At 59.9% G+C, this 13,139-nt stretch carries 12 protein-coding genes; 7 read left to right on the top strand and 5 right to left on the bottom strand.

Annotated features, from left to right (window positions below; translation table 11 throughout):
- Window positions 1-172 precede the first annotated feature (172 nt).
- From ACVVH8_RS09810 to ACVVH8_RS09800, 3 genes are all read right to left on the bottom strand, one after another.
- Complete coding sequence (locus ACVVH8_RS09810; RefSeq protein ID WP_475229731.1) at window positions 173-1,156, bottom strand: TauD/TfdA family dioxygenase; 984 nt, start codon at window positions 1,154-1,156, stop codon at window positions 173-175.
- 39 nt (window positions 1,157-1,195) lie between these two features.
- The gene (locus ACVVH8_RS09805; RefSeq protein WP_103306717.1) at window positions 1,196-1,936 is read right to left on the bottom strand and encodes a thioesterase II family protein; all 741 of its coding nucleotides are present in this window, start codon (window positions 1,934-1,936) and stop codon (window positions 1,196-1,198) included.
- 72 nt (window positions 1,937-2,008) lie between these two features.
- Window positions 2,009-3,181 carry an MFS transporter gene (locus tag ACVVH8_RS09800; protein ID WP_475229728.1) on the bottom strand — a complete coding sequence of 391 codons (1,173 nt, stop codon included), beginning with the start codon at window positions 3,179-3,181 and terminating at the stop codon, window positions 2,009-2,011.
- 274 nt (window positions 3,182-3,455) lie between these two features.
- Here ACVVH8_RS09800 and ACVVH8_RS09795 point away from each other — a divergent pair, with 274 nt between their 5' ends.
- The 3 genes from ACVVH8_RS09795 to ACVVH8_RS09785 all read left to right on the top strand — a co-directional run bounded on the left by ACVVH8_RS09795 (window position 3,456) and on the right by ACVVH8_RS09785 (window position 6,865).
- Window positions 3,456-4,256, top strand: a complete 801-nt coding sequence (locus ACVVH8_RS09795; protein ID WP_475229726.1) for a glucose 1-dehydrogenase — start codon at window positions 3,456-3,458, stop codon at window positions 4,254-4,256.
- Window positions 4,249-6,075, top strand: a complete 1,827-nt coding sequence (locus ACVVH8_RS09790; RefSeq protein ID WP_475229723.1) for a glycoside hydrolase family 15 protein — start codon at window positions 4,249-4,251, stop codon at window positions 6,073-6,075. The genes ACVVH8_RS09795 and ACVVH8_RS09790 overlap by 8 nt, the downstream gene beginning before the upstream one ends.
- 400 nt (window positions 6,076-6,475) lie before the next feature.
- A complete protein-coding gene (locus ACVVH8_RS09785; RefSeq protein ID WP_103303927.1) occupies window positions 6,476-6,865 on the top strand; it encodes a hypothetical protein in 390 nt (129 codons plus the stop codon).
- 143 nt (window positions 6,866-7,008) lie between these two features.
- Here the strand turns inward: ACVVH8_RS09785 and ACVVH8_RS09780 are convergent, their stop codons facing one another.
- Window positions 7,009-7,980 (bottom strand): GlxA family transcriptional regulator, encoded by a 972-nt coding sequence (locus ACVVH8_RS09780; protein ID WP_475229720.1) that lies wholly within the window; start codon window positions 7,978-7,980, stop codon window positions 7,009-7,011.
- An 89-nt stretch (window positions 7,981-8,069) separates the two neighbouring features.
- Here ACVVH8_RS09780 and inhA point away from each other — a divergent pair, with 89 nt between their 5' ends.
- From inhA to ACVVH8_RS09760, 4 genes are all read left to right on the top strand, one after another.
- The gene (gene inhA / locus ACVVH8_RS09775; protein ID WP_213028097.1) at window positions 8,070-8,756 is read left to right on the top strand and encodes an isonitrile hydratase; all 687 of its coding nucleotides are present in this window, start codon (window positions 8,070-8,072) and stop codon (window positions 8,754-8,756) included.
- A 229-nt stretch (window positions 8,757-8,985) separates the two neighbouring features.
- The gene (locus ACVVH8_RS09770) at window positions 8,986-9,777 is read left to right on the top strand and encodes a lysostaphin resistance A-like protein (RefSeq protein WP_475229718.1); all 792 of its coding nucleotides are present in this window, start codon (window positions 8,986-8,988) and stop codon (window positions 9,775-9,777) included.
- Window positions 9,778-9,879: 102 nt separating this feature from the next.
- Window positions 9,880-11,445, top strand: a complete 1,566-nt coding sequence (locus ACVVH8_RS09765) for a methyl-accepting chemotaxis protein (protein WP_103303923.1) — start codon at window positions 9,880-9,882, stop codon at window positions 11,443-11,445.
- A 339-nt stretch (window positions 11,446-11,784) separates the two neighbouring features.
- On the top strand, window positions 11,785-12,255 hold the full coding sequence (locus ACVVH8_RS09760; RefSeq protein WP_475229716.1) for a hypothetical protein: 471 nt from the start codon (window positions 11,785-11,787) through the stop codon (window positions 12,253-12,255).
- A gap of 207 nt (window positions 12,256-12,462) precedes the next feature.
- Here ACVVH8_RS09760 and ACVVH8_RS09755 read toward each other — a convergent pair whose 3' ends face one another.
- Entirely contained in the window at window positions 12,463-12,828 is a 366-nt protein-coding gene (locus ACVVH8_RS09755) for a DUF6124 family protein (protein WP_213028094.1), read from the bottom strand.
- Window positions 12,829-13,139: the final 311 nt, after the last annotated feature.

Raw genomic sequence — 13,139 nt, 5'->3', positions numbered from 1 at the left:
TGATCGGCGGCGTGACCAGGAGGCCCGGTCGTATCAACAAGAACGAATGACAAACGCAATGATTTAGCGCGCCGGCGCAATACCGGCCGGGCGGCACTCCCGCCAGATGCAGAAATGCCGAAGCCGCGGCAAGAGCGGCTTCGGCAAGCGTTCAGACAAACGCCGGGATCGCTCAGCGAGCGTCCAGAGAATGCCCCTCGGCCATGGCGACAATCACTTTGCGCGGGCCCTCAAACGGCGATCGCGCGTGGGCCGACAGCATGTTGTCGAGCATCAGCACATCGCCTTCCTGCCAGGGGAAGCTGATCGCGCACTCGTCGAGCACTGCGCGAATCTGCGCCAGCACCTCATCTTCAATGGCCGAGCCGTCGCCGTAGTAAACATTACGCGGCAAGTCCTCTTCGTCGACGATGTCCAGCAGGCTTTCGCGCACTTCCGCTTGCAGGTTGGAAATGTGGAACAAGTGCGCCTGGTTGAACCAGACGTTGTCGCCGGTCACCGGATGCACCGCCACCGCCTGACAGGTCTGACGGGTGCGCAGCTCACCGTCGTCCTTCCATTCGCAAACAATGCCGTGGGCCTTGCAGTAGGCCTCGACGACCTCGCGATCCTCGGTGTTGAACACATCTTCCCAGGCCACATCCAGACCATTGCCGAAGTTGCGCACATACATCAGGCCTTTGCTGACGAAGCGCTCGCGAATCGTTGCCGGAATACGTCGATAGACTTCACGGCTGTCGGCAATCGGCGTTTCGCCACCGGACTTGGCCGCGATCATGCTGTAGAACCAGATCTTCATCGGCCAGTCGCGGGAATAGGCCTGCTCGTTGTGCAGCGGAATGCTCTGGTGCGCCGGGTATTCGGTGGACGTGTACACGCCTTGCGTCACGTTGGTACGCGGCGTCGAGCCGAATTCATAGTTCAACAACGGATGGCCAAAACTGGCCGCGAACTGACGGAACTGTTCAGCACCGTTCAGACGGAATCCACGGAACAGCACCCCGCCATCGCGCAGCAAATGTTCGTCCACCAGCTCTTTCAATTCATCGAACACCGCCAAAAGGTCGATGTCCGCATCGGTCGCTTCCACCAACAACGGCAAGCGCCCCCGTTGCGGCAGCAGTGGCCGAACGGAAAATCCCACAGCAACAGCCATGACTGGCCTCCTGTAATCACTCGATAGGTGAACCGCGCACTAAAACGCCGGTGCCGCTGCCTGCGCATGGCGGCGGTGGTGGACTTCCAGATGGGTCTTGATCGTGCGGATGACCCGGGCTTCGTGTTCATGGATGAAGAAATGCCCGCCGGTCATCATGTCCACGGAAAAACTGCCCAGGGTTTCTTTGCTCCAGCCGATCAGTTGTTCGGTGGTCGCGCGGTCTTCCTTGCCGCCCAGCACGTGCACCGGGCAATTGAGCAAGGGCCGCTGCGCCGGCGTGAAACGTCCGCACATCATGAAGTCGGCACGCAGCACCGGCAGCGTCAGGCTCATCAGTTCCTGGTTGGCCAGCACTTCCTCACTGGTGCCTTGAAAGGTGCGCAACTGCTCGATCAACTCGTCATCGCTGCGCGCCTCGGCAAAGCCACGATCGTAGTCACTGCGCATGGTCGGGGCGGCCGTGCCGGAAGCGAACAACGCTACCGGCTCCGGCGCACCGAGTTCGCGAAAAGCATGCGCCATTTCGCACGCCAGCAGCGCACCCAGGCTATGCCCGAACAGGGCATAAGGCGTCTGCAAGCCGGGCTTGTGCTCACGGGCCAATTGGCCGGCCAGCGCACGCATGTCGATCTGCAAGGGTTCGTCGAAACGGGCACCGCGCCCGGGCAATTCCACCGGTTGCAGGTGCAGCCACGACGGCAGTTGGCGCCGCCAGCGGCTGTAGACCATGGCGCTGGCGCCCGAATAGGGCAGGCACAGCAGTGTCAGCTTTGTCACCGCGTTTACCTCAATAGGGTTATCTGTAAAAGAGAACGGATGAGGCGACGCGGGAATTAGTCGGTTGGTTGATCACTTCAGATGACGGAAACTCTGCACCGCCGACGCGAGGACCACCGCCCCGGCGGCAATCGCCAGCCAGAAGCCACTGCGCGCGCCAAAGGCATCGACCAGCGCACCGGAACCGGCGGCGCCGATGGCAACGCCGATGCTCAGGCCGGTCACCAGCCAGGTCAGGCCTTCGGTGAGTTTGGCCGGCGGTACGATGCGTTCGACCAGTGCCATCGCGACAATCAGGGTCGGCGCAAAGAACAGCCCGGCAATGAAAACCGCCAGCGCCAGGCCGAGAATGTTGCTCGCCAGCAATAGTGGCAACGTCGTCACTGCCGTTGCCACTCCGCCATACAGAAACAGTCGCGGCAGCGGCAGTTTCGAACGCATCGCCCCAAACGCGATCCCGGCCAGACACGAACCGATGGCATACACCGACAGCACAATGCTCGCCGCTGCCGGTTGCCCCTGTTGTTGGGCAAACGCGACGCTGACGACATCGACCACACCGACGATCACGCCCATGGCTATCATCAAGGCCAACAACAGCTGAATATCTGTCGAGCCGATGATCGAACCGTGATGTTCAGACGCGTGCGGATGCACCGGCGGCTCGGTGCTGCGCTGGACGACAAACGCCGTCACGCCGATCGCCAGTGCCAGCAACGCCGCCAGCGGCCCGGCTTCGGGAAACACCGCCACGCACAGCCCCACCGACAGCGGTGGGCCGACGATGAAACAAACTTCATCGAGCACCGACTCCAGCGCATACGCTGTCTGCAATTGCGGCTGGCCGCGATAGATTTCCGTCCAGCGCGCTCGCACCATCGCCGACATACTCGGCATGCACCCAGCGAGCGCGGCGAACACAAACAGCGTCCAGGTCGGCGCCTGCAACCGTGTACACAGCAGCAACATCAACAGCGCGCCACCACCGATCAATGCCGAAATGGGCAGCACTTTGCCCTGACCGAAGCGGTCCACCAGTCGCGAAACCTGCGGTGCGCAAAACGCCGTGGCCAAGGCAAATGTCGCCGCCACCGCACCGGCCAGTGCGTACCCACCGTACAGCTGCGAAAGCATGGTGATCACGCCGATGCCGGTCATGGAAATCGGCATGCGCGCGATCATCCCGGCCAGCACAAAATTTCGGGCGCCGGGGGCGTTGAACAATTCGCGGTATGGGTTTGCCATCGGGTCACAGCCTCGTCAGGGGCGGCCAAGTTGCCATAGAGGCTGATGAGAGAGGAAGCGGGGAATTGTTGGTGGAATGTGAAGGCCCCATCGCGGGCAAGCCCGATCCCACAGAGATACTGGTCGTACATAAATTCATGTTCACCTATGTTCCCTGTGGGAGCCTGGCTTGCCAGCGATGAGGTCCATACTTTCACCACAAAACCCACAGAAATGAACTCTCACGCCAGGCAATCGGTCAGCTGATTAAGCCCTCAACCCAGGCGCCTCCTCTATGCACATTTCTCTCTCCGGTCAGGTAGCTCTCGTCACCGGCGCCAGTTCCGGCATTGGCCACGCTTGCGCCAAAGCCCTGGCCGCTGCCGGTGCCGCCGTGGTCATCAACTACAACCGCCAGGCCGAACCCGCCGAAGCACTCGCCCGACAAATCATCGCCGATGGCGGCCAGGCACTGGCCATCGGTGCCGATGTTTCCAAGGAAGACGAGGTCGAACGGCTGTTCGCTGAAACCCTCGACGCCTTCGGCTCACTGGACATTCTGATCGCCAATTCCGGCCTGCAAAAAGATGCGGCGGCTGTGGATATGTCGCTGGATGACTGGAACGCGGTGATCGGCGTCAACCTCACCGGCCAGTTCCTCTGCGCCCGTGCCGCGTTGCGCATTTTCAATCGCCAAGGCATTCGCGAAGGCGTATCCCGCGCCGCCGGCAAAATCATCCATATGAGCTCGGTGCACCAGCGCATTCCGTGGGCCGGGCACGTCAATTACGCGGCGTCCAAGGGCGGTGTCGATCAGTTGATGCAGACGCTTGCCCAGGAAGTCAGCCATCAGCGCATTCGCATCAACAGCATTGCACCGGGGGCGATTCGCACGGCGATCAATAAAGAAGCCACCGAAGGCGCTGCCGGGGAAGAGCTGCTCGACCTGATTCCCTACGGGCGCATCGGCGATGTGGAAGACGTCGCCAATGCGGTGGTTTTCCTCGCCTCCGATGCTTCTGACTACATCGTCGGCACTACCCTGTTTATCGACGGCGGCATGAGCCTCTATCCGGAGTTTCGCGGCAATGGCTGAGCATCATCCAGAACGACAAAGCCCGATCGACGCCCACGGCATCATCGGCGACATGCGCAGTGCGGCACTGGTCAACGACAAGGGCAGCGTGGATTTTTTCTGCTGGCCGGAGTTCGACAGTCCGTCGATTTTCTGTTCGTTGCTGGATACCCCCGACGCGGGGATTTTCCAGTTGGCGCCGGACTTGCCCGATGCCCGGCGCGAGCAGATTTACCTGCCGGACACCAACGTCCTGCAAACCCGCTGGCTCAGTGACGATGCCGTGGTGGAAATCACCGACATGCTGCCGGTGGGTGACAGCGAAGATGACTTGCCACTGCTGATGCGCCGTGTGCGGGTGGTCAGCGGCGAGGCGAATTTCCACATGCGCTGCGCGGTACGCCACGACTATGCCCGTGCCGACACTCGCGCGGCGCTGGATAACAACGACGTGGTGTTCAGCGCCAGCGGGCAACCGACGCTGCGCCTGGCTTCTGATCAGCCCTTGCAGGTGGACGCCGCAGCGGCGATTGCCCGCTTCACCCTCAAGCAGGATCAGACGGCGGCCTTCATGCTCGGCGCCAGCGACGATCCGCGCTTCGCCGAAGGCGCCGGCGACTTCTGTATGGAGCGCACGCTGAAGTTCTGGCGCGACTGGATCGGCCAGTCGATTTACCGTGGACGCTGGCGGGAAATGGTCAACCGCTCTGCCCTCGCGCTCAAGCTGCTGACCTCGCGCAAACACGGCGCGATCCTCGCCGCCGCGACCTTCGGCCTGCCGGAAACGCCCGGCGGCGAACGCAACTGGGATTATCGCTACACCTGGATCCGCGATGCGTCGTTCACGGTTTACGCGTTCATGCGTCTGGGCTTTGTCGGCGAAGCCAACGACTACATGCGCTGGCTGCGCCATCGGGTCAGCGATTGCCATGGTCAGCCGATGAAACTCAACATCTTGTACGCCATCGACGGCCGACAGGAATTGCCGGAAACCGAACTGGACAACCTGTCCGGGCATGGCGGCGCCCGACCGGTGCGCATCGGCAATGGCGCTTACGACCAGATTCAGCTGGATATCTTCGGCGAGCTGATGGACGCGGTGTATCTGGTCAACAAGTACGGTGACGCGATTTCCCACGAAGGCTGGAAACACGTGCGCGAAGTGGTCGATCAAGTCTGTGAGACGTGGCAGACCACGGATGTAGGCATTTGGGAAATGCGCGGTGAGCAGCATCACTTTCTGCACTCACGGCTGATGTGCTGGGTGGCACTGGATCGGGCGATTCGTTTGGCTTCAAAACGCTCGTTGCCGGCACCGTTCGCCCAGTGGGATCAAACCCGCCAGGCGATCTACGCCGACATCTGGGACAACTTCTGGGACGAAGAGCGCGGGCATTTTGTCCAGTACAAGGGCGGCAGCTCCCTCGACGGCTCGATGCTGCTGATGCCGCTGGTGCGTTTCGTCAGCGCCAAGGATCCGCGCTGGCTCTCGACCCTCGAAGCCATTGAAAAGCATTTGGTACGCGACGGCATGGTTTACCGCTATCGCAACGATGACGCCAACATCGACGGCTTGACCGGCACCGAAGGCGCGTTTGCCGCGTGTTCGTTCTGGTACGTCGAATGCCTGGCCCGCGCCGGTCAGGTGGAAAAGGCCCATCTGGAGTTTGAACAGTTGCTGCGCTACGCCAATCCGCTGGGGCTGTACGCCGAAGAATTCGACAGCCATGGCCGGCATCTGGGCAATACCCCGCAAGCGCTGACGCATCTGGCGTTGATCAGTGCGGCGAGTTTTCTGGATCGACGGTTGAGTGGGGAAAAGAGTGAGTGGCAGCCGTAAAGCTCGCCACTTTCTGTAGGAGATATTCCACAAAACTGTGCTTTAGCGGGCTATTCCCTACGCAGCAATCAGCAGGGTGGCCCCCCTGTGGTGAGGGGATTTATCCCCGATGGGCTGCGAAGCAGCCCCCAACCCTGCGTCCCCACTCCTCCAGAAATACCGCATTCACTGACTTTGCGACTGCTGCGCAACCGGTCGGGGCGGTGCGACGTTTCGCTAAATCCCCTCACCACAATTGCGCAGCTCAGCCCCTACATCTTCTAACCCCCCCCAATCCCTCCCCCGCAACTTGCACTTACACCCCGAAATACCTTGTTGCCAGCTGTTACATCCCCCCCTACCATCCACCGCAACGGGCACAGCGGAGCTGTCCAATAAAACCCGAATTCAAGGAACCAGAATGTCCCAGCACGTCCAGCGCAGTATCGACACGCCCCTTCGCAGCGGCCTGACCCGCACCCAACTCTGGGAAGCCGCCGACAAAGGCCTGATCAAATGCTGGGAAATCGGCCGCCAACGCGCCGCACGCTTCCCCGACCTCGCCTTGAAATGCCTCGCTGGAGAATTACCGGTGCTCGGCTGGAAGGGCGGGGTCAGTCGTAGCCTGAAGAAAAACGAAAAATACGGATCGCTGAAATACCTCGCCCAGTGGCAAGGGTTGCGTGGGGAAGATCTGGATATCGATTTGAGCGAAGAACGCTCGCTGACGTGCTCGCGGACGAAGATGCGGGTGACGTTTACCCCGGATCGGAGCAAGTATTTCAATCAGGTGGCGGAAGCCGAGGTCTGATACATCCGAGGAATAACGCTTTTGTGGCGAGGGAGCTTGCTCCCACTGGGTTGCGCAGCGACCCTGACTGGGCTCAAAAGCATGGGCCTGCTGCGCAGTCCAGCGGGAGCAAGCTCCCTCGCCACAGGTTCAGCGTTGTCCCGTCAATCTGTTGCAGCACTGACCGAAAAGCGCTCGCGATAAGCCTGCGGCGTCACACCAATCGCCCGCAGGAAACTACGGCGCAGCGTCTCTTCGCTGCCAAACCCGCAATTGGCGGCGATGCGTTTGACCGGCAACCCCGTGTCACTGAGCAAGCGCCGCGCCGTTTCCACGCGGATCAACTCGATGGCCCGCGCCGGGGTCTGGCCGGTGTCGGCGCGGTAGTGGCGGACGAAACTGCGTTCGCTCATCCCGGCCTGCTCGGCCAGGGTCGGGATGCCGAGGTCACAGGTCAGGTTTTCGGCGATCCACGCGTGCAAGTCGTCGAAACGATTGCCCTGATTCTGCAGCGATAGCGTCACGCTGAATTGTGACTGCCCGCCCGGGCGTTTGAGGAACACCACCAGATGGCGGGCGACGTCCAGCGCGATGTCGCGACCGAGATCTTCCTCAACCATCGCCAGCGCCAGATCGATGCCGGCGGTGACTCCCGCCGAGGTCCACACCGGGCCGTCGTTGATGAAGATCGGATTGGCTTCGACTTGCAGTTTTGGGTGCTGCTGCGCCAGTTGTTCACAGCGGGTCCAGTGGGTGACCACACGGCGGCCGTCGAGCCAGCCGCTGGCGGCGAGCAAAAATGCGCCGGTACATACCGAAGCCACGCGCCGGCATTTGCCGGCATGCTCGCGCACCCAATCCACCAGCGGCACATCTTCCGCCGCCGGATAAATGCCCCAGCCACCGGCGATGATCAACGTGTCGCTGGGCGCTTCGGGCAACGGCTCGGCCAACACCGCCAGACCGGCCGAGGACATCACCGCCCCGCCGCCGCTGGCAATCACGCTCGGCGCATACGGAATGGGCAATCCGCGCTGACGGCAGAGGTCATTGGCCGAAGAAAATACCTGCAACGGCCCGGTGACGTCGAGGATCTGCATGTTGGCAAACGCGAGTACGTGGATGGCTTTGGGCATTTGGCGTAATTCGTGGGGTTATTGGCGTATACGCCAGAACCTACGCGCCTACAGTGAAGCCGTCCACCCCTTTTCATGGAGCAAGAACGATGACGCTGCAGATCGGTTTTCTGTTGTTTCCACAGGTTCAGCAACTTGACCTGACCGGGCCGTACGACGTGCTCGCCTCGCTGCCGGGCGTGCAGGTGCATCTGATCTGGAAGGATCTGATGCCGGTCACGGCCAGCACCGGGCTGCTGCTGAAACCGACCACAACGTTCGAGGATTGCCCGGATCTGGATGTGATCTGTGTGCCCGGCGGTGGCGGCGTCGGTCCTTTGATGGAGGATGCTCAGACGCTGGATTTCATCAAACGTCAGGCTGCGCAAGCGCGTTACGTGACGTCGGTGTGCACCGGGTCGCTGGTGCTCGGCGCGGCGGGTCTGCTGCAAGGCAAACGGGCGACTACGCATTGGGCATATCACGATCTGCTGCCGACACTGGGCGCGATTGCGGTGAAGGATCGGGTGGTGCGTGACGGCAATCTGTTTACCGGTGGCGGGATTACCGCAGGAATCGATTTTGCGCTGGTGTTGGCGGCTGAACTGTTCGATGCCGACACGGCGCAACTGGTGCAGTTGCAGCTGGAATATGCGCCGGCGCCGCCGTTCCATTCGGGCAGCCCGGAAACGGCACCGAACGCGATTGTCGATGAAGCCCGCCTGCGTGCCGCGCCATCACTGAAGCTGCGCACGGAAATCACTGAGCGCGCGGCGGCAAAACTCAACCTGCGCTGATCCCTCAGCCAAAAACAAAACCTTGTGGGAGCTGGCTTGCCAGCGATAGCGGTGAATCAGCCGATGACGATTTCGGCTGTGCAATCGTCATCGCTGGCAAGCCAGCTCCCACAGGTATCGGGTCGGCCAGAGGTTGTGGACTGTCCCCGTTTCTCGCCGCACCTTGACTTGTCCCCCGCCGCTCGTCCGTGTAGAAAGCCCTTCCACAAAATCTGCACAAGGACCCTCCATGAAGTCTCTGCCATGGCTCTATCTGGCACTTCTCGGCCTCGGCTACGGTTTGGCGCTGAGCTACGGTCAACTCGGCTGGCTCGCACTGATCTCTATCGGGCTGCTATTGATGGCCGGTTTCGCCGTACGCCAGCAACACGTGCCGTTTGCGCGTTATCTCGGCCACGGCCTGTTCATCGTGCTGGCTTTGGCGCTGGCCCTGCACTGGCTGCCAGGGTTCTACAACGGTCGCGCCATTGATCCGCAACGTTTCACTGACAACGCCGTGCCGTTCTCGATGTACCTCAATCAAGACAAACCGCTGATTGGTTTCTGGCTGTTGCTGGTCTGCCCATGGATTGTCGCCCGGCGCTCGCTGCGCCTGACGGTCTACGCCACCGCCCTCGCCCTGACCTTGAGTGTGATCCTCGCCCTCGGCGGCGCGTTGTTGCTGGGCGTGATCGCCTGGGCACCGAAGTGGCCGGATCAGGCGTGGCTGTGGGTGCTGAACAATCTGCTGCTGGTGACCCTGGTCGAGGAAGCGCTGTTTCGCGGCTATATACAGGGCGGCCTGAGCCGGCGTTTCAAAGATCTGCCCTATGGCGAAAATCTTGCCCTGCTGCTGGCCTCGTCGCTGTTCGGGCTGGCGCACATCGGTGCGGGCTGGACGTGGGTGTTGCTGGCGGGTCTGGCAGGTGTCGGCTATGGTCTGGCCTACCGTTTTGGCGGACTCGGCGCAGCAATCGCCACGCACTTCGGGCTGAACCTGCTGCATTTCGCACTGTTCACCTATCCGATGCTGGCGGGTTGAAGCAAGGCCCGTTTTGCGACGCCGTACTGATTACTGAAAGAAAAATTCAACAATTTCCTGCCACCGCCGACAACCTTTCAAAGCCTTGCGGATTGAAAAACCATGCGTAACAACCAGCCCATTACACAACGCGAACGGACTTTCCCGGCTCAGCAGCGGTTGATTTCCACAACCGACGCCAAGGGCGTGATCACCTACTGCAACGACGCCTTCGTCGAGATCAGCGGGTTTTCGCGTGAGGAGCTGATCCGTGCGCCGCACAACCTGGTTCGTCACCCCGACGTCCCGGCTGCGGTGTTTTCGCACATGTGGGGCACACTGAAACAAGGCTTGCCATGGATGGGCATTGTCAAGAATCGCTGCAAGACCGGTGATCATTACTGGGTTAACGCCTATGTAACGCCAGTGTTCGACGGCAATCAGGTGGTCGGTTACGAGTCGGTGCGGATCAAACCCACCGCCGAACAGATCCGCCGCGCCGAAGCGCTCTACCAACGCATCAACCAAGGCAAGTCGGCAATCCCTTCCAGCGATAAATGGCTACCGGTGCTGCAAGACTGGCTGCCGTTCATTCTGGTCAGCCAACTGAGCTTCGTGATCGGCGCGACGCTGAACTCGCACTGGGGCTTTGCTCTGGCGGCGGGTCTGTCGGTGCCGTTGGGCCTGATGGGCCTGCAATGGCAGCAACGTGGGCTCAAACGCCTGCTGCGCCTGGCCGAGCAGACCACGTCCGACCCGCTGATCGCGCAGATGTACACCGACAGCCGTGGCGCCCAAGCGCGTCTGGAAATGTCGATCCTCAGCCAGGAAGCGCGCCTGAAAACCTGCCTGACCCGTCTGCAGGACACTGCGGAACACCTGACCGATCAGGCCAAGCAGTCCGACGCCTTGGCACACAGCAGCTCGACCGGCCTGGAACGTCAACGCGTGGAAACCGAACAGGTCGCCACCGCCGTCAACCAGATGGCCGCAACGACGCAGGAAGTGGCCAGCCACGTACAGCGCACCGCTGACGCGACCCAGGAAGCCAACCGCTTGACCGGTCGCGGCCGCGACATCGCAGGGGAAACCCGCGAAGCCATTCAGCGTTTGTCCGTGGTCGTGGGTGAAACCGGTTTGACCGTCACTCAACTGGCCAAGGACAGCGACGAAATCGGCGGCGTAGTTGATGTGATCAAAGGCATCGCCGACCAGACCAACCTGCTGGCACTGAACGCTGCGATCGAAGCCGCGCGTGCCGGCGAGATGGGCCGTGGCTTTGCCGTGGTGGCCGACGAAGTGCGTCAACTAGCGCAACGCACCAGCGAATCGACCGGGCAGATTCATGCCTTGATCGCCAAGTTGCAGCAAACTGCGTCCAGCGCTGTGCAGACCATGGAAGCTGGCCATCGTCAGGCGGAAGAAGGTGTGGCGCGGGTGCTGGAAGCGGATCAGGCACTGGTCGGGATCAGTGAAGCGGTGGCTAATATCACCGACATGACCACCCAGATCGCTGCGGCGACCGAAGAGCAAAGTGCGGTGGCTGAGGAGATCAGCCGCAACATCAGCAATATTTCGGAACTGGCGGATCAGACCTCGGAACAGGCGCAAAACTCGGCGTTGCTGAGTGAAGAGCTGACGAAGACTGCCAACACGCAATACTCGTTGGTGGAGCGGTTTAACCGCTGATTGATGTGTTGCAGACAAAAAACCCGGATGGCGCGAGCTTCCGGGTTTTTTTGTGTCATTGAAAATACCCAATTCGGGGTTCGGTTTGAGTTGAGGCTGCGCATCAAGAGCTCACTCACCCATCCCGCCACAACCGCCAACCCGAGGCATCTAATACGCTAGGTGCACCTCTCTGAAAAATCTTGTGTTGAACATTCAAAATCTTGGCAAAAACACACAAAACATTGCAACTGTCTACTGTCAGGTCTGACAGTAGACGGCCAACCTCCATGGGTTTATCTATAAATCGTCGAACAGTCCATTCGCAATTGTTCCCACGACATGACCAAGGAGCTAAAGATGACCGCACAACTTATTTACATACCGAAAGCAGATTTTACTCAAAAGCAGGGAAATGTCCTCACTTGGCAATTCGGCACCAATCCCGAAACGAAGTCCATAAGAACTTTTTTTGATCTACACCACTTTATTCCGACAGACGAAAAGAACTGGTCAATCTCTGGATCGACAGGAACTATGGAAGACGAAAACTTCTTTGCCTACCTTTTCTCGATCCCCTACACCAATGACGCTCCGTTCAATAAAACCTATACGTTAAAAGATGGGCTAAGTTTCAAGCATGGTCACTCATCGCCTGCACCTGAGGGATTTTACGGTGTTGCCTACGTTGATGCTGATGAAGCCATACTTAATATCGACATCCATCCCACCAAGGGGTTTGCTACAGGTACATTTGAAGCAAAGTTTAAAAGCCATGGGTACCGTACACAGCCTAAAGGAACTTTCAACTTGCTAAGAGATGATTTGTGATCCTCTTCCAACTACGGCTTCGAGCCGCTTTGCCATAACAGGTTTTTTCAGTAACAGGCAAACGACATAACTGACCTCATAGCCATATTGCTATCGCGAGCAGGGTCGCTCCTACATTGGATACGCTGTGATCACAGATAATATGTCCGACGACAATTCACTGTGGGAGCGACCCTGCTCGCGAAGAGGCCATAACTGCCAGCGAAATTACTGAGGCAACTTCAGCTTATCCAGCAGTCGATTAATCAACAGTTCGTTCAGCATGATTACCTGTTGCAGCGCCAGCAGCGGTTTGCGCTCCGGGCCGCCGATTGAGTTGGCGATGTTACCGGCCATGGCGTGGGCGTATGAAAGCGACTCGCTCGCCTCGACCAGCAGGGTTTCATCATCCAGCGTGGGGTCGACGAGATAGACGGGGCGAAACTTGGGCGAGGCTGGCGGAGCCGCCAGGTCTTCGGGTTTGAGGTAGTAGTCGAGGGCGCGGTCGGTTGCTTCTTTGATCTTTTGCGGGCTGAGCGCTGGGTCGTGGGGGATTGGATCTTTGGGCGGTGGGTTTGGCGTGATTTTGAACATGGATGAAACTCCTATCGCAGTTAAGGAGCCATCACTCTCGCTACCAAACGAGAGGGTGGTGGCCATACGCGGGTTGGTAGACCGGCTGCAATAGGAACCCGGCGCTCACGAGTGAGCCCCACGCATGACCACCATAAAACCGAGCCCCAAGAAGAGGGACTGCATACGGTGTTGCCATATAGCTATTACAGACGGGCTACCAAACCCGATCACTGTTTTTCAGTGACTGGGAAACGATACAACCCGCCCCATAGCCGTGTAAGCCGGCGGATTCTGGCGTACGCGTAGGTAACGGCGCAAGGTGTCGTAGG

The sequence above is a fragment of the Pseudomonas trutticola BRTCR10 genome, from assembly GCF_056155105.1.
Note: the sequence above shows the minus strand (reverse complement) of the source record. Positions and strands in the feature narration are given on the sequence as shown.